This is a genomic window from Rhizobium sp. CAU 1783, assembly GCF_054551725.1.
The window spans coordinates 628,549-647,881 of the sequence record NZ_JBTOLM010000002.1 but is presented as its reverse complement, the minus strand read 5'-3'; the positions used below and the strand labels follow the sequence as shown (position 1 = coordinate 647,881).

20 protein-coding genes are annotated in these 19,333 nt (G+C 61.1%); 1 reads left to right on the top strand and 19 read right to left on the bottom strand.

Annotated elements, in window-relative coordinates:
• Positions 1 to 191: 191 nt before the first annotated feature.
• The 5 genes from ACX93L_RS09940 to ACX93L_RS09920 form a co-directional block, all read right to left on the bottom strand.
• Entirely contained in the window at positions 192 to 1,280 is a 1,089-nt protein-coding gene (locus ACX93L_RS09940; protein WP_459404692.1) for an ABC transporter ATP-binding protein, read from the bottom strand.
• Between the two features lie 14 nt (positions 1,281 to 1,294).
• Positions 1,295 to 2,950, bottom strand: a complete 1,656-nt coding sequence (gene bglA / locus ACX93L_RS09935; protein WP_459404691.1) for a beta-galactosidase BglA — start codon at positions 2,948 to 2,950, stop codon at positions 1,295 to 1,297.
• Positions 2,951 to 2,991: 41 nt separating this feature from the next.
• A complete protein-coding gene (locus ACX93L_RS09930) occupies positions 2,992 to 4,140 on the bottom strand; it encodes a carbohydrate ABC transporter permease (RefSeq protein WP_169590714.1) in 1,149 nt (382 codons plus the stop codon).
• A gap of 1 nt (position 4,141) precedes the next feature.
• Entirely contained in the window at positions 4,142 to 5,152 is a 1,011-nt protein-coding gene (locus tag ACX93L_RS09925; RefSeq protein WP_459404690.1) for a carbohydrate ABC transporter permease, read from the bottom strand.
• Positions 5,153 to 5,269: 117 nt separating this feature from the next.
• The gene (locus ACX93L_RS09920) at positions 5,270 to 6,631 is read right to left on the bottom strand and encodes an ABC transporter substrate-binding protein (RefSeq protein WP_459404689.1); all 1,362 of its coding nucleotides are present in this window, start codon (positions 6,629 to 6,631) and stop codon (positions 5,270 to 5,272) included.
• Between the two features lie 298 nt (positions 6,632 to 6,929).
• Here ACX93L_RS09920 and ACX93L_RS09915 point away from each other — a divergent pair, with 298 nt between their 5' ends.
• Positions 6,930 to 7,955 (top strand): LacI family DNA-binding transcriptional regulator, encoded by a 1,026-nt coding sequence (locus ACX93L_RS09915; RefSeq protein ID WP_459404688.1) that lies wholly within the window; start codon positions 6,930 to 6,932, stop codon positions 7,953 to 7,955.
• A gap of 48 nt (positions 7,956 to 8,003) precedes the next feature.
• On the opposite strand, the gene folD is transcribed toward ACX93L_RS09915, so the two are convergent.
• From folD to flgK, 14 genes are all read right to left on the bottom strand, one after another.
• A complete protein-coding gene (gene folD, locus ACX93L_RS09910) occupies positions 8,004 to 8,903 on the bottom strand; it encodes a bifunctional methylenetetrahydrofolate dehydrogenase/methenyltetrahydrofolate cyclohydrolase FolD (protein ID WP_459404687.1) in 900 nt (299 codons plus the stop codon).
• Between the two features lie 234 nt (positions 8,904 to 9,137).
• Positions 9,138 to 9,923 carry a WecB/TagA/CpsF family glycosyltransferase gene (locus ACX93L_RS09905; RefSeq protein ID WP_459404686.1) on the bottom strand — a complete coding sequence of 262 codons (786 nt, stop codon included), beginning with the start codon at positions 9,921 to 9,923 and terminating at the stop codon, positions 9,138 to 9,140.
• A gap of 340 nt (positions 9,924 to 10,263) precedes the next feature.
• Positions 10,264 to 10,803, bottom strand: a complete 540-nt coding sequence (locus tag ACX93L_RS09900) for a hypothetical protein (protein WP_169590728.1) — start codon at positions 10,801 to 10,803, stop codon at positions 10,264 to 10,266.
• Positions 10,803 to 11,168 (bottom strand): hypothetical protein, encoded by a 366-nt coding sequence (locus ACX93L_RS09895; protein ID WP_169590731.1) that lies wholly within the window; start codon positions 11,166 to 11,168, stop codon positions 10,803 to 10,805. The genes ACX93L_RS09900 and ACX93L_RS09895 overlap by 1 nt, the downstream gene beginning before the upstream one ends.
• A 24-nt stretch (positions 11,169 to 11,192) precedes the next feature.
• Positions 11,193 to 11,747, bottom strand: coding sequence for a rod-binding protein (locus tag ACX93L_RS09890; RefSeq protein WP_459404685.1), 555 nt, complete (start codon positions 11,745 to 11,747; stop codon positions 11,193 to 11,195).
• Between the two features lie 37 nt (positions 11,748 to 11,784).
• Positions 11,785 to 12,195, bottom strand: a complete 411-nt coding sequence (locus tag ACX93L_RS09885) for a hypothetical protein (protein ID WP_459404684.1) — start codon at positions 12,193 to 12,195, stop codon at positions 11,785 to 11,787.
• Between the two features lie 30 nt (positions 12,196 to 12,225).
• Positions 12,226 to 12,975: a flagellar biosynthetic protein FliR gene (gene fliR, locus ACX93L_RS09880; RefSeq protein WP_459404683.1), complete on the bottom strand. Its 750-nt coding sequence runs from the start codon at positions 12,973 to 12,975 to the stop codon at positions 12,226 to 12,228.
• Positions 12,972 to 15,059 (bottom strand): flagellar biosynthesis protein FlhA, encoded by a 2,088-nt coding sequence (gene flhA, locus ACX93L_RS09875; RefSeq protein WP_459404682.1) that lies wholly within the window; start codon positions 15,057 to 15,059, stop codon positions 12,972 to 12,974. Before flhA ends, fliR begins: the two co-directional genes overlap by 4 nt.
• Positions 15,060 to 15,188: 129 nt before the next feature.
• Positions 15,189 to 15,455, bottom strand: a complete 267-nt coding sequence (gene fliQ / locus ACX93L_RS09870; protein ID WP_169590742.1) for a flagellar biosynthesis protein FliQ — start codon at positions 15,453 to 15,455, stop codon at positions 15,189 to 15,191.
• Positions 15,456 to 15,501: 46 nt separating this feature from the next.
• A complete protein-coding gene (flgD, locus tag ACX93L_RS09865) occupies positions 15,502 to 15,966 on the bottom strand; it encodes a flagellar hook assembly protein FlgD (protein ID WP_459404681.1) in 465 nt (154 codons plus the stop codon).
• Positions 15,957 to 16,406 (bottom strand): flagellar biosynthesis repressor FlbT, encoded by a 450-nt coding sequence (flbT, locus tag ACX93L_RS09860; RefSeq protein WP_169590746.1) that lies wholly within the window; start codon positions 16,404 to 16,406, stop codon positions 15,957 to 15,959. The genes flgD and flbT overlap by 10 nt, the downstream gene beginning before the upstream one ends.
• Positions 16,403 to 16,750: a flagellar biosynthesis regulator FlaF gene (flaF, locus tag ACX93L_RS09855; protein WP_169590748.1), complete on the bottom strand. Its 348-nt coding sequence runs from the start codon at positions 16,748 to 16,750 to the stop codon at positions 16,403 to 16,405. The genes flbT and flaF overlap by 4 nt, the downstream gene beginning before the upstream one ends.
• A gap of 38 nt (positions 16,751 to 16,788) precedes the next feature.
• Complete coding sequence (locus ACX93L_RS09850; RefSeq protein WP_459404680.1) at positions 16,789 to 17,853, bottom strand: flagellar hook-associated family protein; 1,065 nt, start codon at positions 17,851 to 17,853, stop codon at positions 16,789 to 16,791.
• A 6-nt stretch (positions 17,854 to 17,859) separates the two neighbouring features.
• On the bottom strand, positions 17,860 to 19,317 hold the full coding sequence (flgK, locus tag ACX93L_RS09845) for a flagellar hook-associated protein FlgK (protein ID WP_459404679.1): 1,458 nt from the start codon (positions 19,315 to 19,317) through the stop codon (positions 17,860 to 17,862).
• Positions 19,318 to 19,333 lie beyond the last annotated feature (16 nt).

Below are 19,333 nucleotides of genomic sequence, written 5' to 3'. Positions count from 1 at the left end.
GGATTCCTCGCGCTGCAGATAGTTGGTTCCGCCGGCTGCCGCTCTCATTTTCGTCCCTGTCCCTGTTTTCCAGTGGTTATGGGAGAAGCCTAGCAGCGGCCATTTAACAGATGGTATTAATCCGGCGCCTCCGGGCGTGCTCGCCAAGGCCCTGTCTTCGTTAGGGGAAACAGGACCTTAACGCGCGAATATCACTTCCTGTACGCGTGTCCCGCTTCGTCGAAGAGGTGTAGCCTGGAGCGGTCGGCGGCGAAGCGGAGACGGGTCCCCTTCCGGATGTCGACGGTGCCCTGAAGCTTGACGGTGATCGGCTCGTCCTCGACCGGGCCATCGACATAGAGCAGCGTGACCTCGCCGAGAGCCTCGACGATCGTGACGGTGCCCTCGAAGAGAAAGTCATCGCCGGTGGCAATCGCAAGATCCTCCGGGCGGACACCGAAACTCGCCTTCTTGCCGCGGTCGCCGGCAGGCGTCTCGATATCGACGCTGACCGAGGTACCATCCTTCAGTCGGATCACGGTCGGTCGTCCGGCCGTTTCGATGGTGGCCGGCATGATGTTCATGGCGGGCGAACCAATGAACCGGGCGACGAAGAGGTTGGCGGGGCGCTCGTAGAGTTCCAGCGGCGGGCCGACCTGCTCGATGCGGCCAGCAGACAGAACCACGATCCGGTCGGCGAGCGTCATCGCCTCCACCTGGTCGTGCGTCACGTAGATCATCGTGGTGTCCGGCATGGACTCGTTGAGCTTGGCGATCTCGATGCGGGTCGCGACGCGCAGCGCCGCGTCGAGATTGGAGAGCGGCTCATCGAAGAGGAAGACCTTTGGATCACGGCAGATCGCGCGACCGATCGCGACGCGCTGGCGCTGACCGCCGGAGAGCGCCTTGGGCAAACGATCGAGATAGGGGGTCAACTGGAGGATCGACGCCGCGCTCTTCACCCTGCGGTCGATCTCCTCGCTGCTCTGGCCGGCGATCCGCAGGCCGAAGGCCATGTTGTCGTAGACGGTCATGTGCGGGTAGAGCGCGTAGGACTGGAAGACCATCGCGATGCCGCGCTTCGACGGGGGCACGTCGTTGACGACCTGTCCGTCGATGACCATCTCGCCGCTGGTGATGTCCTCAAGCCCGGCGATCATGCGCAGAAGCGTGGACTTTCCACATCCCGACGGGCCGACGAAGACGATGAATTCGCCCTGCTCGATCGTCAGATCGATACCGTGCAGGACCTTCACCTGCCCGTAGGTCTTGCGGATATCCTTGAGAACCAGGCCCGTCATCTCATTCCTCCCAATCAGGCGTGGCGCGCGAAGTGTGCGCCCCAGGCCGGAAGTTCAACCCTGTCATCTTCGGTCTTGCTGTCGAATCCGTGTCCACCCAATGCATGCCAACTGCCGACCGGAAGAACGGCCGTTGCCGGCTCGGCGCTCATGTTGAACAAACAGATCAGCGTCTCGTTGCCCAAGGTGCGGGTGTACACCAGCACATTGCCCTGAACCGGATGGAAAACGATGCCGCCCTTGGCAAAGGCGGGGTTTTCCCTCCGGAAAGCGAGGAAGCGGCGATATTGCTCAAGTACACTGCCGGCAACGCCCTGCTGGGTGTCCACGGCCTTCAGAACATGTTCCACCGGGATCGGCAGCCAGGTCTTCGGAGCGCTGGAAAAGCCCGCCTGGGCGGTCTTGCTGTCCCACACCATGGGCGTGCGGCAGCCGTCGCGGCCCTTGAATTCCGGCCAGAACTGGATGCCGTACGGGTCCTGCAGGTCCTCGAAGGCGATGTCGGCTTCGGTGAGGCCGAGTTCCTCGCCCTGATAGATGCAGACCGATCCGCGCTGCGTCATCAGGATTGCTGCAAGCTGCTTGGCATAGGCGTCGCGATCGAGGACGTCCGAGCCCCAGCGGCTGACATGGCGGACGACATCGTGGTTGGAAAATGCCCAGCAGGCCCAGCCCTCCGGCGCCGCATCGGCAAACGCCTGTTGCACCTCGGCGACCCGCGCCGGCGTCAGCGGATCGGGCGCCAGAAACTCGAAGGCGTAGCACATGTGCATCTTGTCGCCGCCGGACGTGTATTCGCCGACGATTTCGAGCCCGCGCTGGCTGTCGCCGACCTCGCCGACAGCAGCGATTGCCGGGAACTGGTCGAGCAGCGCACGGAACCGCTTGAGGAAGGCAATGTTTTCCGGGCGGTTCTTGTCGTAGATGTGCTCCTGGAAATTGTAGGGATTGACCGCCGGCGCCGTCGAGGCATTGCGGCGTTCCGGTGCGAGCGCCGGATTGTCGCGCAATTCCTTGTCGTGGAAATAGAAGTTGATGGTGTCGAGGCGGAAACCGTCGACGCCACGCTCCAGCCAGAAACGGGTCGCAGCGAGCAGCGCGTCCTGAACCTCGGGATTGTGCAGGTTGAGGTCGGGCTGCGAGGTCAGGAAGTTATGCAGGTAATACTGCATGCGGGTCGGATCCCAGTGCCAACCGGAGCCGCCGAAAATCGACAGCCAGTTGTTCGGCGGCGTGCCGTCCGGCTTGGCGTCGGCCCAGACATACCAGTCCGCCTTGGCATTGAAACGCGACGAACGGCTCTCGACGAACCAGGGATGCTGGTCGGAGGTGTGGGACATCACGAGATCGATCATAACCCTGACGCCAAGACGATGCGCCTCGGCGATCAGGCCGTCAAAATCGGCAAGCGAGCCGAACATCGGATCGACATCGACATAGTTCGACACGTCGTAGCCAAAATCCTTCATCGGCGAGGTGAAGAACGGCGAGATCCAGATCGCGTCGGCCCCGAGGGCCGCGATATGCGGCAGGCGGGCCGTGATGCCCTTGAGGTCGCCGATGCCGTCTCCGTTCGAGTCCTGATAGGAACGCGGGTAGATCTGGTAGATCACCGCGCCGCGCCACCAGTCCTTGTCGGCGGAGAGGATCGATTGGGTCGTTGCAGTCATGTTCAGTCCTTGTCGATGCAATTAGTGTTTTAGCAGCCGCCTCAACCGCCCTTGACCGAACCTGCGAGCAGGCCACGGACGAGATAGCGTTGAAGGGAGAAGAAGACGAAGAGAGGCACGACGATCGTGATGAAGGCCGAGGCGGTGAGGATTTCCCACTTTCCGCCGCGGCTGCCGAGCAGGTTGACCAGGCGACCGGTCAGGACGAGTTCGTTATCGCCGGTACCGAGGAAGACCATGGCCACCAGAAGATCGTTCCAGGTCCAGAGGAACTGGAAAATGGCGAAGGAGGCAAGTGCGGGATAGGAGAGCGGCAGCACGATCTTCATGAAGATGGTGAAATCGGAGGCGCCGTCGACGCGGGCCGATTCCATGATTTCGCGCGGCAGGCCGGCGATGTAGTTGCGCAGAAGGTAGATGGCGAGCGGCAGGCCGAAGCCCATATGGGCAAGCCAGATGCCGAGATAGGTCTTCGACGGCACGCCAAAGAAGGCGCCGACGCCATTGTACATGCGCAAGAGCGGGATCAGCGACATCTGTAGCGGCACGACCAGGAGGCCGACGATGACGGCCAGAATGAGCGCCCGGCCCGGAAATTTCATCCAGGCAAGCGCATAGGCCGCAAAGGCCGCCACCAGGATCGGGATGATGGTCGAGGGAATGGCAACAGTCAGCGAGTTCAGGAAGGACTTGCCGATCCCCTCGGCGGTCAACACCGTCTCGTAGTTTTCCAGCGTGAAGCGTGGCGGAATGCCGGCGGTGTAGAAGATGCGCTGGCCGCGGGTTCCCTCGAAGGCCTTGGGCGAAGTCAGCCGGAAGTCACCGTTTGGCGCAACCGTCAGCTTGACCCCATCCTTCAGTTCGGCACTGGCACCCGCTTCGAACGCAGCGGGGTCCTGGCTCGATGAACCGAAGGCCGTAACGTTGCCCTTGCCCCCCTCAAAGACGTTGCCGGAAATGACGAACTGGCCGTTTTCCTCGACCTGCTTGTCCGGCCCTGGGGCACGGTAAATGGCATTCTGAGTCGAGGTGGCGAGAGCCGTCCACCAGCCAGAGGCGACGATCTGGTTCTTGTCGCGCAGTGCCGAAACGAAAAGGCCGGCGGTTGGAAGGGTCCACAGGGCGACGAGGAAGAGCACCGAAAGATGGACCGCCCAGGTCAGGGGAGAGCGAATGCTGCCCTTGTGCATGTCAGCGTCCTTCCATTTCGCGGCGGGCGTTGCGGATGTTCCAGATCATGATCGGCACGACCATCACCATGATGACCACGGCTATCGAGGCGCCGCGGCCGAAATCGCCGCCGCCGCGGAACATCCAGTCGAACATCAGGTTGGCGAGAACCTGCGTCTGCCACTGACCGTTGGTCATCGCGAGCACGATGTCGAAGACCTTGAGGACGAGGATGGTGATCGTCGTCCAGACCACGGCGATCGTGCCCCAGATCTGCGGCACCTTGATCTTCAGGAAGATCTGCCAGGGGTTGGCGCCGTCGATGACCGCCGCCTCGATGGTCTCCTCCGGAATGCCTCGCAGCGCCGCCGACAGGAGCACCATGGCAAAGCCCGTCTGGATCCAGACGAGGATGACCATCAGGAAGAAATTGTTCCAGAACGGCAGGGTAATCCAGATCTGCGGCTCACCGCCGAGCGCCACGACGATGGCGTTCAGGATGCCGATCTGTTCGGCCCCAATGTCGCGGTAGTCGTAGACGAACTTCCAGATGACCGAGGCGCCGACGAAGGAAATCGCCATCGGCATGAAGATCAGCGACTTGGCGATGTTGCCCCACCAGATGCGGTCGGTCAGCGCCGCGATGATCAGGCCGAACAGGGTCGAGGCCGCCGGCACGACGATCAGCCACAGCATGTTGTTGTAGATCGACTGGCGGAACTCGCCGTCGAAGAACATCCAGCGATAATTGGCGAAGCCGACGAAATTCTCGCCCGACCGGTCATAGAGGGAATAGGCGACCGAGGAGAAGAACGGATAGACGAGGTAGACCGACAGCGAGATGAGCGCCGGCGCAAGGAAGAGCCAGGGCCGGATCATGCTGGCACGGCGAATGTTGCGCGACGCCTCCATCGCATCTGCGACGCGCGACGGGAAGATCGTGTCGAGAAGGAAGTTCGAGCCATAGAAATAGCCAATGGCGCCGGCAACCCCGATCACGATTGTCAGTAGGGCGTAGAGTAGCTGTTCCAAGGTTCCCTCCCCGGCCGATCGCCGGCAGCCCGAACGGGCGTGCGGCAAAAGGCGTACTGCCGTTTGCCCGCCGCGCTCCGGTTCGGGAGCACGGCGGGATCGTTCACGTCGAGAAGCTTACTTCAGGGAGTCCCACACCTTCTGGATGCCGGCGGCGACGTCGGCTGCGGACTTGCCGCCGGTGTAGTCGACCATGCCCGTCCAGAACGCGCCAGCGCCGATCTTGCCCGGCATCAGGTCGGAACCGTCGAAGCGGAAGGTCGTGGCGTTAAGCAGGATCTCGCCCTGCTTCGCCATCGGCCCGTTGGCATAGGCCTCCTTGTTGGCCGCCTTGTAAGGCGTCAGGAAGCTGGACTGTGCCATCCACAGTTCATGAGCGATCGGCGTCTTCAGGAAGTCGAAGAAGACACGGGCAGCCGGGGTATCCTTGGTGAGGATGGCGAGCGTGCCGGCGCCGAGCACCGGATTGCCGAGATCCTTCTTGGCCTCGTAGGGCGGCATGTAGAAGAAGTCGGCATCCTCGCCGACGACCGTGCCTTCAGGGAAGAAGGAGGGAATGAACGAGGCCTGGTGGTGCAGGTAGCACTTCGGCGGGGACGCGAAGAGACCCTTCGGGCTGTCGCGGAAGTCGGTGGAGGCAACGGCGGAGGCGCCACCGTCGACGAACTTGTCGTTCTTGGCGAACCAGCCGAACTCGTCGATCGCGCCGAGAACCGCCGGATCATCGAACTTGATCTCGTTCGACACCCACTTGTCGTAGACGTCGGCCGGCTGCGTGCGCAGCATCAGGTCCTCGACCCAGTCGGTGGCCGGCCAGCCGGTGGCGCCGCCGGAGCCAAGGCCGATGCACCAGGGCGTGCCGCCGTCGGCGACGATCTTCTCGGTCAGGGCCTTCAGCTCTTCCATGGTCTTCGGGACTTCATAGCCGGCATCCTCGAAGTTTTCCGGCACGTACCAGACCAGCGACTTCACGTCGATCTTGTAGGGGAAGCCGTAGACGGCCGGATTGCCGTCCTTGCCCTTGTAGGTGGCGAGATCAACCCAGGACTGGCCGGCGGCGTAGTTCTCGAGAAGCCAGGTCTTCACGTCGTCGCCGAGCGGCACCAGATGCCCCTTGGAGGCAAGGTCGGCAATCAGGCCGGGCTGCGGCAGGATGGCGATGTCCGGCGGGCTGCCGGCCTGCGTATCGATGACGATCTGCTGTTCGTAGTTCTCGGAGGACGAGTATTTCACGTCGATGCCGGTCGCGTCTTCGAAGTAGCCCAGGATGCTCTCGAAGAGCGCCTGGTCTTCACCGCGCCACGGGCCGAAGATCGTCACGGACTGGCCGCTCGAACCGCCATGCGCCTTCTTGAACTCTTCATAGCTCGCCCAGTTGAACTTGGAGTCCTCACCGGGCTTGAACTTCAGGTCGGCGGCTCCGGCGGCTCCGGCAAGGAGCCCGGCAACGGCGGCGGTCGTCAGGAAAATCTTCTTCATGTGATTTACCTCCCATCACATTTCGGACGGGCAGTGTCCCGTCTCGCAAATTGAAAGACATACATTCAAAGCGCTTTGGCCTTTAGGACATCACATCCAGCTCGAAGGGGAGTCAAGCACAAATCCGGATTTGCCGCAAATGGTCGCAACTTGTCGCTGAAGATTTGGGCGACTGCCCTTCATTCAACCATTTTCCTGTTCCTGAGCCCTGTCGCTCCTGATAGACAGACCCAAGCGCTTTGAATTTCCGGGTGACGAAACGGGGTTGCGAGAGGCAAAGCGCAGGAGGAAAGCCGCCGTGAATCTGAAGCAATTGTCGCAGTTGCTTGGCCTGTCCCAGACCACGATCAGCCGTGCCATCAACGGCTATCCGGAGGTTAGCGAGGAGACCCGCCAGCGCGTGCTGAAGGCCGCAAAGGATACGGGCTACAGGCCGAACAGGGCCGCACAGAGGCTCGCCACCGGCAAGGCAGGATCGATCGGTCTCGTGATGCCGATCGAGCCCAACGACAATTCCGACATCCACTTCGCGGAATTCCAGCGCGGCCTTGCGGAGGAGGCTCTCAAGCACGACTTCCATTTCGTCATCATGCCAGCCCATCCGCACGACGAGGAGCAGGCCATCCGCTGGCTCGTCGCGAGCGGCAGCGTGGATGCCTATTACCTCGCCTATCTGCGCGAGAAGGACCCGCGCATCGCGATGGCAAAGTCACTTCCGGTTCCGTTCATCGTGCACGGTCGCTCCTACGGACTCGGAACGGACTATCCGTTCCTCGACGTCGACAATGAAGGTGCCTTTCGCGATGCTGCCCGTCTGCTCGTGCAGCTGGGCCATCGTCGCTTCGGGTTACTGAACGGGCCCGAAGAATTCGATTTCGCGACCCGCCGCAAGCTCGGCACACTGTCGGCACTCGGAGAGAAGGGCATCACGCTTGCGCCTTCGGCCATGCGCCACACGGCGATGACCGACGAAGCGGGGTTCCGCGGCATGTCCGAGCTTCTGGAACTGCCGGAGCGGCCGACGGCCGTGCTCTGCGCCAGTACCGTGCTGGCACTCGGCGCCGTGCGCGCCATCAACCGGGCCGGACTGAAGCTTGGCGAGGACATTTCGCTGATCGCCCATGATGACGTTCTGCCGCTTCTGAAGCCGGAAAACTTCACGGTGCCGCTGACGACGACGCGGTCGTCTCTCCGTGCGGCCGGCATACGCATCGCGCAGCGGCTCATTGCGGCGATCATGAAGAGCGAGCCGCAGCCTGCCCAGCACGAACTGTGGACGGCCGACCTCGTGATCCGGGCGTCGACAGGCCCCGCTCCTCAATAGAAAACACGAGGGGGGGGAAAAGCCAAGGCCTGTCCCCCTCTCGCTGGATCAGAACTTCGGCGCCACCTTGCCCTGGGCACGGTAGGCGGCGATGACGGTGTTCGCCATCAGCATGGCGATGGTCATCGGGCCGACGCCGCCCGGAACCGGACTGATTGCCGCTGCGACCGGCGCGCATTCCTCGAATGCGACGTCACCCACCAGCTTGTACTTTCCTTCGCCCTTTTCCGGCGCCGGCACACGGTTGATGCCGACGTCGATCACGGTTGCGCCCGGCTTCAGCCAGTCGGCCTTGACCATTTCGGCACGGCCGACGGCTGCGACCAGAATGTCTGCGTTGCGGGCGATAGCCGGGAGATCACGGCTGCGCGAATGACCGATCGTGACCGTCGCATTGGCGGCCAGAAGAAGCTGAGCCATTGGCTTGCCGAAAAGATTGGAGCGGCCGATCACCATGGCATTGAGGCCGGAAAGATCGCGGCCGTGGATCTGGCGGACGAGCAGCATGGCACCGGCCGGCGTGCAGGAGACGAGGCCGGTCTCGGCGTCGCCGGTGGCGAGCTTGCCGGCGTTGACGACATGCAGGCCGTCGACGTCCTTTTCCGGCAGGATCGACTGGATGACCGGCTCGGAATCGAGATGCTTCGGCAGCGGCAGCTGCACCAGGATGCCATCGATCTCGGGATCGGCATTGAGCTCTGCGACCAGCGCCATCAGCGTTTCCTGCGAGGTCTCCTCCGGCAGTGTGTGCTGAACGGACTTGAAACCGCACTGCTTCGCCATCTTGCTCTTCGAGTTGACATAGGCATGGCTGGCCGGGTCGTTGCCGACAATCACCACCGCAAGACCGGGCTTGCGACCCGTGTCGCGCTCAAGCGCCGTTGCTGCCGACGTTACTGCATCCACCACCGAAGCGGCGGCCTTCTTGCCATCAATCACCGTTGTCACGAGAGCACCCCTTGCTTGCGTTTGACGACAATCTAGCCGCCGGAAATGGAGCGTATTTGCCTCTTCCCGCCCTATCGTGTCAAATTCAACCGCATCGTCGTCGGGAATGAGCGACCGGACGCCGCAGGCGGTGCGGTCGGGCCGTTTCGGTGAAAATGCGGGCTGAGACAGGCACGAGATCGCGACCGGGCGCGACGGCGCCAAGCCATGGTCGTTTACTTGGTCGCGACAGGTTTATCCGTCAAGGGCGGCAGGCGGCCCCAGCACCTTGAAGCGGACGACATGGGCGAGAAAGATCGGGATGCCGATCACGTAGCGGTACCACAGGCGCTGGGGCTCCCGCCAAAGCCGGTAGACCCATTCGCAACGAACGCGCCGCATCCAGCCGGGCGCACGCGGGACGCGGCCGGAGATGAAATCGAACAGAGCCCCGACGCCGAGCACCAGGCGCGCATGTTCCGGCCGGATATTGCGGTCGATCCAGATTTCCTGGAGCGGGGTGCCCATCGCGACGAGCAGGATGTCGAGGCGTGCCTGCTCAAGATCCTGCAGGATCTTCGCGCAATCGGCCTTGTCGAAGAAACCGTCGGAGATCTCGATGAATTGGTGCCAAGGCGCGTGCCGGCGGAAATTCTCCGCTGCCGCCTTGAGCACGTCCGGCTTTCCGCCGATCAGCCCGATCCGCCGCGGGCCCTCCATGTAGGTGAGCATGGCCGGGACGAAATCGGTGCCGTTCAGGTTGGCGAGGAATTTCTCGCCGTTGAGCACCCGCGAGGCGATATCCACGCCGATGCCATCCGGAAGCAGGAGAGTCCGGCTCAGCGCCGAACGATAGTCCGGGTCCGTCATCATGACATTGGCGTTGTTGGCGTTGATGAACGCCATGTGCGTCTGTCCGATCGGCAATGCGACGAGCTCGTTGACGAAGGAAAGCGCGCTGTCCCAGGTCAGGTCGTAGATCGGCATGCCGAACAACGGCATCCGCGGGGCCGGAAGCTGCAGGGCGGCGGGAGAGTTCATGCCCGCTCCCGACGCCGACCGTCGCCGGAACGCAAGCGGCCCGCCCCCTCGCCGGACACGCCGACGATGCCCGCGACAAGGGCTCTGCGAAAAACGGGATGAGCGAGAAACGAGACCAGGAAACGCATGATGCCACGCCATACGAGGAAAGATGGTGGCGTTGTATCAGCAGAACTTCAAATTCAAATTAAACCGATGCGACGCATTTTCCATCACGCAACAAGACTTCGCTAACCCTGTTGCGGCGTGAGCCGGAAGGCCGGATGAGTCCCCAATGCAATAGCGGCGGAACCAGTCCGCCGCTTTCGTTTTCGTACGCGAGATGCTAGGCGGCGAGACCTCAATGGCCCGATTTCGCCGGCTCTTCGACCTTGTCGCCCTCGATGACCTTGACCGGCTTTCCCGGCGGCTTGGCTTCGCCCTCGCCGCTCGCACGCACATCATCCTTGGACAGATAGTCGAGCTGTTCGACGAGCACCTCCGAGACGAAGCCCTCGCCGAGATGGGCATTCAGGTCCGTCTTGATCTTTTCGCGGAAGGCCGCGACGTCAAAGGCACCCATGTTGGAGATGTCGACCATCTTGCTGCCGACCAGAAGGGTGAACAGCTCATCGGTCATCAGCTCGGTCATGGGCAGGTGCACGCCCTTGATCTTTTCCTTGTCCATCATGAAGGACACGCGGCCGAGGAAATAGCCACGCACGCTTCCGTCGGCAATCCAGGGAATGGTGATCGGTTCGCCGCGCACGAGTTCGAGAGCCGCCTTCTTGGCGTCCTCCTCGCTGACCTCTGCAGGTGCGGTTGCCAGATGGATCGAAAAATAGACCGCGCCCAGCGTAACCAGGCATGCCCACAATCCGGCGGCGATGATCTTGACCATCAGACCTCGCTGTACCGGAACTGTTCCTGGGAATAGGTGCCGTCGGCATCAGCATCACGCACGGCATTCTTCAACAGGTCCGCAACAGCGCGCACGGCGTTCATGTGCGCCTCGACGCGACGCGCGTTGAGCGCAAGCTTGTTCTTCACGCTGTGCATCTGCTCGACGTAGCCGAGCGCCAGTTCGCGCGGATCGGTGTCGCGGAACAGCATGGTGAGCTCGTAGAGGCAACGGCTCTTGTGCGCATTCGAGACCTTGAGATCGAACTCCGGATCCTTGCCGATGCGCTGGTTTTCATTGTCGATGATCGCTTCGAGCCGGCCGAGGACCGTCTTGATACGATAATCGCTGTTGATGACTTCCATGTGTGTTGCCCCGATTTTCGGTTGTTATGCTGTCGTTTGTTCGGTGGAGGAAACGCCGAGCGTCCGACGTTCCAGGTCCATGACCATGTTGAGGGCGGCGCTGCGATCCTTCTCGTCGGTCGCGGCGTTGACCACGTTGTCGCCACGATGGCGAGCGAGCTCCTCGGCGTACATCTGATCGGCGATGCCGACGCCACCGCTCTCGGAAATGACCTCGCCGATCTTCTCGGCCATCATGCTCTTCCAGATTTCGCCGGCATTGCCCTTGCCGTAGACCGCTTCGCTGTCTTCCGGCATCATCGAGGTGACGAAGTTCTGCAGAACGACGGCTTCGAATTCGCGATAGACCTTCGGCGTCTCTTCCGTCTCGGTCTTCTTGACGTTGCCGAGACCCGCCGCGGAGGCAACGCTGTTGAGAATGTCGACGGCAGCCCCGAAGCCGATCCCCTTGGAGGTCAGGCTGCTCGCTTCCATCGCCACGCGACTGGTCTTGAGTTTTTCCTGGGCTGACGCCAGGACCATAGGATCTGCCGCGCGGACGACGTCCAGCACGAGATCGCTCGGAGGTGAAATGGCCACGATAATTGTCCCCGATGCCTTCGCTTCGTGACGACTATCACTCGTGAAGCTTGCTGGAGGCTGTCGTGGCAAAACGCAAATCGACGAGATCGTAGATCGCATTGTCGTCGGCTTCGCGCTGCTCGAGTTCGCGCGCTTCCTTGCGGTTTTCCTCCAGCCGGTCGCCCTTGGCGCGTTCCCGCAACACCTTCATTTCCTGGCTCTGCTGAAGGCTTGCCAGCTGTTTTTCCGTATTGGAGAGGCGGTCGAAGCGATCGGCGTAATTTTGCGCAAAGAGGCGATGCAGGGGATCGAGCGATCCGATCGCATCCATCACCGTATCCATCGCTGCGGAATTTTCCTCGCGGCGCTGGGCTGTCATCGCCAGATCGTTTTCCGCCATGCGCTCCATGTGACGCTGGACGGTGACAAGCCGCTTCAGTTTTTCGGATTTTGTTTTCGGTGCCATGCAAGCTCCTTTACCCGGCTCGCTCCGGGGTCACCCCTGGAACACAGTCAGGAAATTCTCGGCGAACTGGCGGACCATCGCCGCGATGGAAAAATAGAGAAGGAAGAGACCACCCATCAAAAGGTATGGCGTGGAGATGAAGTAGATCGGGATCTGTGGTGCCAGCTTGTTGATCATGCCGATCGAGAAGTTGAACATCAGCCCGAAGATGATGAAGGGGCTTGCCAGCCGCAGCATCAGCATGAAGGTCGCGCCGAGCGTATCGGTCAGCGTGATCAGCATCTTCTGCGTGTCGGGAACGCCGCCGAGCGGCATCAGGCCATAGGAATCGATCAAGGCCCTGATGACCACATGATGGAAATCAAACATAAAGAGGAGCAGCAGGCCGCCAAAACTGATCATGTTGGTCAGCTGGTTCTCGGCCGTGTCTTCGATGACGTCGGGCGTACCCGGTGCGCTGAAACCGATCGACATTGACATTGCCGAGCCGGCGAACTGAAGGCCTATGACATAGAGGCGCGGAATGAGCCCGTACATCGTTCCAATCAGCGTTTCGCCAAGAATGAGATGGATATACGCATAACCGCCGCCCGAAACCCGCGGATAGATCGTGTCCCACATGACCGGCAGGATGGCAAAGGAGATGGTCGCGGCCGACAACAGCCGGATCATCACGGGAATGCGGGCCGAGGAGAAACCCGGAAGCACCATGAAGCAGGCGCCGATCCGGCAAAAGGCCACGAACATGGCCAGAACCGTCCCCTCGGGGTCGTTTATCATGAAATGGAACCCAGGATCTTGATCTCGATGCCCTTGGCGAGTTCCACATGCGAGAGGACCGGAAGGGTAGCGAACAGACGCTCGATAATCATGCGGACATAGGAGCGCGTTTCGGGCGACGTGACAAGCACGAAAGGCAGGCCGCGGTCCATGAATTCACGGATTACACGGCTCGCTTCTTCCGAGAAGTCCTCGAGTGCACGTGGATCGATGTCGAACTCGACGATTTCACCCTTGGCATCGCGCTTCAGGGCCTGGTGGAATGCGAGATCCCACTTCGAGCCGAGTCGCAGCACGCGCAGAACGCCATTGTCAGTCAGGTCGCCGCAAAGCTGCTGGGCCATGCGAACGCGCACATGCTCGACAATCTGCTCGGTCTTGCGGACATGCGGCGCGAGTTCGGCGACGGCTTCCAGGATCAGGTGCAGGTTGCGGATCGAGACGCGCTCGGCCAGCAGCAGCTTCAGCACGGCCTGCAGACCGGAATAGGACATGTGCGAGGAGCAGATCTCGTCCGCGAGCTTCTTGTATTCCGGGTCGAGGCGGTCGATGAGGATCTTCACGTCCTTGTAGGACAGGAGCTGCGGCAGATTGTTGCGGATGACTTCCGAAACGTGGGTGAGAACCACCGAGACGTTGTCGATCGGGTGGAACCCCTCGCGCTTGAGCTCCTCGGTAAAGGTCTCCAGCACCGACACGGCCGGCATGCCGAAGGCGGGTTCGCGGATCTCGTCCCCCGGGACCTTGGGCTTGCGGCCGGATCCGGTGACGACCAGCACTTCGCCGACACGCAGGTTGTTGGACGCAACCGTCGTGCCGTGGATGCGGATCTGGTAGGAGCGTTCGGGGATGCCAATGTCGTCGGTGACCTTGATTTCCGGAACGACGAAGCCGTACTGGCTGGCGAACTTCTTGCGCATCTTGCCGACGCGGAAGGCCAGTTCCTGGTGGGCACCGAGCAGACGGGTCGACACCAGCTTGCCAAGCGCAAGCTCGATCTCGGCGGTCTTGAGCACCGACTTGACGGAGTCCTTTTCGGCTTCCTTGTTCTGGATGACCTTCTTTTCTTCCTGCTCGCGCTTGATCTTGTTCTCGGCCTCGATCTGGCGCGGGATGAACCAGCTGCCGAAGGCCATGATGCCGCCGAGGGCAAGGAATGGGATCATGGGCAGGCCCGGTACGATCGACAGCAGGACCATCAGACCCGCAGCGACGGACAGGGCGCGCGGATAGCCGCTCAACTGATTGACGACAGCCTGGTCGGTGGAGCCCGGCGTGCCGCCGCGCGAAACCAGAAGGCCGGCGGCGAGCGAAACGATGAGCGCGGGAACCTGCGAGACGATACCGTCACCGACGGAGAGCTTGACGAAGACGTCTGCCGCCTCGCCGATTTCCATGCCGTGGCGGAAATAGCCGATGACGATGCCGCCGAAGACGTTGATGGCGGTGATGATGAGACCGGCGATGGCATCGCCGCGCACAAACTTCGAGGCACCGTCCATCGCGCCGAAGAAGGAGCTTTCCTGCTCCAGTTCGCGACGACGGAACTGCGCCTCCTTCTCGTCGATGATGCCGGCCGAGAGGTCGGCGTCGATCGACATTTGCTTGCCGGGGATGGCATCGAGGGTGAAGCGGGCGCCGACTTCCGCGATACGCGTGGCGCCCTTGGTGATAACGATGAAGTTCACCGTGATCAGGATCAGGAAGACGATCAGACCGATCACGAAGTCGCCGGACATCACGAGGCTGGAGAAGCCGGCGATGACGCCGCCCGCAGCGCCATGCCCCTCATGACCGTGGGACAGGATGACGCGCGTCGTCGCAATGTTGAGCGACAGGCGGATCATCGTCGAGATCAGCAGAATCGTCGGAAAGGACGAGAAATCGAGAGGGCGCTGGATCCACAGCGAGACCATCAGGATCAGCACCGAAAACGCGATCGAAAAGGCAAGGCCCATATCGATCAGGAACGGCGGAATGGGCAGGAAGAGGATGCAGAGGATGAGGACGATGCCCATGGCAAAGCCGATATCCCGGCCATTCGGGCTGACCTTCGGAATAATGATTGAGGTGGGCTGCGCCATATCTCGTTCCGTCTCTTCATGAGAGGTCGACCGGAAACGCAGGGTTTTCGGCCATGTTCAACGAAGCGATACCGGGTGAAGCTTGCGCGAGGGTGGCAACGGGGTCGAGGCGGACGCGCCTAAACGCGATCAGAAGCCAGATTGGACGCGCGAAAAGACGAGATTGGCAAAGAGCGATATCTGTGCGCCGACAAAGGGGGCGCTGATGCCGATCGTCAGCATGATGGCGACGATCTTGGGCACGAAGGTCAGGGTCATTTCCTGGACCTGGGTCAAAGCCTGGATGAGCGCGATGGTGACGCCCACGACCATGGCGGCAAGCACGGCTGGACCGGATGCGATCAGCACGGTCCAGACGGCTGCCTGCATGATATCGAGAGCGTCGGCCTCATTCATGGAACTTGTCCCTTAGCCCGAGCGGGGAGAATCACTCCCCGGCCCATCAGGTGCTGGAATCAGTACCAGTGTCGGTCTCGCTGGTCGAGGGCGTGCCGACGCGGACACCGACAACGATCGGGATTTCGTCGCCTTCGGTGGTCGTGGCTACCATGGTGTCGCTGTAGACGCGAACAGAGGCGATGACACCGGACGTCTTTTCATCGGCACTGGTGATGGTCTTGCCGATGTAGTTGGATGCGTTGGTCAGCGCGTTGCCGGTGATCAGAGTCTCGAGGTTCGAGTTCGTCTGGATCGTCTGCTCGACCTGGGAGAAGGTCGCAAGCTGGGCAATCTGCTCACTCGCGTCCATCGGATCCGTCGGGTCCTGGTTCTGCATCTGCGCGATCAGGAGCTTCAGGAAGGAGTCGTAGTCGAGCGATGCCGAGGCGGCCGCCGACGAGGCACTCTTGTCGGTGGTGGTGGTCGTGTTGGTCGTGCCCGAAGTGCCGCTAACGCCGCTTACCGCCATGGTGCGATCTCCTTGCGAATCTGCTCGACGGTCGCCGGCGTCATCTCCTGGCTGTTGAGGATCTTGTCCTCGATGGCGTAGAGGCCACGGATCGCCTTGAGGGCGTCGAAGGCACGACCGGACGAAACCATCGCGTCGATGCGCTTCAGCTCGGCCAGGATCTCTTCGTTCTCGAAGCAGGTCAGCAGCATGATGATCGACTTGCGGAACATCGCCATCGACTGATCGCGGCCTTCCGGGTTGATCAGCATCATCTGGGCGATGAAGTAGAGCTGCCGCAGCGGGGTCGTCGCCTGCTCGGGCTGGAGGACGTGGTTTTCCAGAAGGAAGGTCACGTCGTTCAAGAACTCCAGAGCAACCTTGCGGTCGACGCGCAGAACCGCTCCGTTGATGAAAATACGTTCGCCCGACTTGAGCGAGATGCGCAAAGTGCTCTTCATTTCAGTCCATCCCTGATGATGGTTGTCACGTCAATAATGCCCTGGAAATTGGTAGACTGCCGTTTCCGGATCCGATCGCATTCTTTCAAGATCCAGATGGCGATCGAAATCAGATTGGCACGCAATTCCGTATCCAATTGGTTTTCGGGGTGTTTCAAGTCTTCGATGAAGCGGATCCAGACCCGGCGCGTATAGAACAGCGCCTCGATGGCCTCGCGATTGTACCCCTCCTCGTCGCGCGCCGCGCTCAGAAGCTCAATGCAACGCGTCAGTGCCTGCCTCTCACGATCCTTGGCGTCGGCGACGCCATCCTCCATGATTTCGGCATATGAAAACTGGTACATTCATCTGTCCTTCATTTTCATTTCATTCCCTTTGGTCATCAAAGGTAGTTGACGAGACTCAGTGCCTGGATCTTCGACGTCAACGTGTAGGATGCCTCCACGAGGGAGAGCAGGGTATTTACGCGGGTCGACGCTTCGTAAGCGTCAACCTCGGTCTTGGCACCGAGACTGGTCTCGATGATATCAACCTGGATCTTCAAGGAGGCATCCGCCTTCTCGATGCGGTTCTCGGAGAGACCGAGTTCGGTTCTCGTCGAGTTGATGCCTGTGATGGCCTTGCCGGTGTAGTTGACCGCCTGGTCGACGGCGACGGCGACAACATCCGAGGGCGCGCCGATGTTCAACAATTCCTGCGTAATGACCGATGCGAGCGCAAAGTAACGAAAGCCGTTATTGTTCGCCGACGCGGAGCTATTGACTGTCTCCGACTGACTGATGCGGCTTGTCATTACCTGATCCGTTGCGCTGGACCAGTCCGTGGTGAAATCGGTGCCGGTGAACATCGGTTCCAGCACGTTCGTGATGAAATCGTCCATGCTGGGCGCAGCGCCAGTAGCGACGATGTTTGCCGTGTCGACCGTGCTCGTCGGCGCAAAGCCAAAGTAGGAAGTGAATGCCGCATCGAACGTCGCCTTGGCGGCCGATGTCTCCGTGTAGTCTGCCATGGGCTGAACATCGGTGTTGATGCCGGCAAAAATGAACTCGCCATTCACCGACGTGTTCACCATGCTGACCATCGTGTCGAGCGAGTTCTTGACCGTCTGGATCGTCGTATTGATCGTGTCGGTGTTCGAAGCGCCCGAGATCGTGATGAGCGAGGTGTTCATCTGCTCGGCGGCGGTGGCAATCTGTTTGAGTGCCTCCTGCGAGGCCGACAGCCGCTGGGTGGCGATGCTGTTGTTGTTGATGATGGAGTTCAGCCGCAGACTTTCGCGGCTGAGGTCCACGACGGTCGATGTCTTGCTGCCCAGCTCCGCTCCGATATCGGCGAACTGACCGGTACTGACTTCCTGTTGCGCCTTGAGAAGCTCGGACTGAGCCTCGCGGATCGTCAACCGCATCGAGGTCTGGACCGAAAGATTGGAGATACTGGACGTTGACATTATGGCTTACCCCGCCATTTCGAGGACGGCTTGCAGCATCTCGTCGATCGTCGAGACAAGCTTGGCTGCCGCTTTGTAAGACTGCTCAACATCGAGCAGCAGTGAAAGTTCTTCGTCGAGGCTGACGCCCGTCTTCGTCGAATAGGTCTGATAGGTGCGCTCGTAGAGCGCAGTCTTGTTCTCGGACGCGGTCGTCGCATTCGACCGGTATTCTTCGAGCCAGCCGATCGAGTCCGACGAGAAGGACATGAGGCTGGTGGCAGTGGTCAGGTCCGCATCGGCAGAGAAGGAGCGGTCTGCGGAAAGTTCGTCGACATAGGCGTTGATCAGGTCGGTAAAGCCGGAGGATCCGCCGGTGTTTTGAACATAGGTCGCGCCATTGATGCCGCCGTCGCGGATCAGCATCGGATCGCCGCCGGAATCGGAGCGAACCGCGGTATTGACCCTGATCATTGCCGAAAGCCCGGGCTCGACGACGCCGGAGGTCAGGGTCGTACCGCCGGACCAGGTGAAGAGACCTGGCATGTCGGGATCGACGCCGTTGGGATCGCTCTCGGCGAATGCCTCGATCAGGCCGCGGGCGACCTCGTCGAGCTGGGTCTGAAAGGTCGGCGCGATGACGTCGCGGAGTTGAACCAACGCGCTGAGCGTTCCCTGGCCATCGGTGTTGCCGCCGACACCGGCACGAACCGGAATACCGTCGATGTAGACCGCATTGCCCGATACCGTCGCATCATAGGTGTTGGTACGCGCGAAGGTGACTTCGCGGGGGTCAGTCTCGAACAGCGTCGTTCCGTCGGAGGTGTAAAGCACCATGTCACCGAAGTCGCGCATGTTGATGCTGACGCCGACGATGCCGGAGATCTCCTTGACCAGGGTATCACGCCGGTCGAGATAGTTGTCCGGATCACCTCCGGTCGCCGTGAGGCGCACGACGGTGTCATTGACCGTCTTGAACTCGGCGAGAAGCTTGTTGAGCGACTCGACCTGTTCGGCAATCTGGGCGTCGGCATCCTCACGCAAAGCCTGCGTGGAGGCTGCGGCATTGTTCAGCGAGTTCGCAACGTCGATGGCGTCGGTCACGACAGTCGAGGCAAGCGCATATTCGCCGGGTGCCGCGGCGAAGGACTGAAGGCTGCTCTGAAGATTCGCGAGGTAAGTTGCTGTGGACAGCTCGTAGTCGTTGCCACCGAGCGTGCTCGACAGCGTTTCCAATCCCTCCAGCAGAGTGTCCTGGGCACTCTGCTGGGAGGTCGAATTGGAGAACTGGCGCAGGAGCGCCATCTGCTGCGAGCGCTCCGTCTGCACCATCGTCGCGCCGTAAACGGTCTGAACGACGACGGTTTGGCGCCTGGCGTAGTTATCATTCCCGTCATTGGCGACGTTTGTCGTGAGCACGGAGGTTTGCTGCCCCGTGTTCCGGAAGATTGCCTGAGCGGTGCCAAGCGACGATGCAAGCGACATTGGGCTACCCTAACTT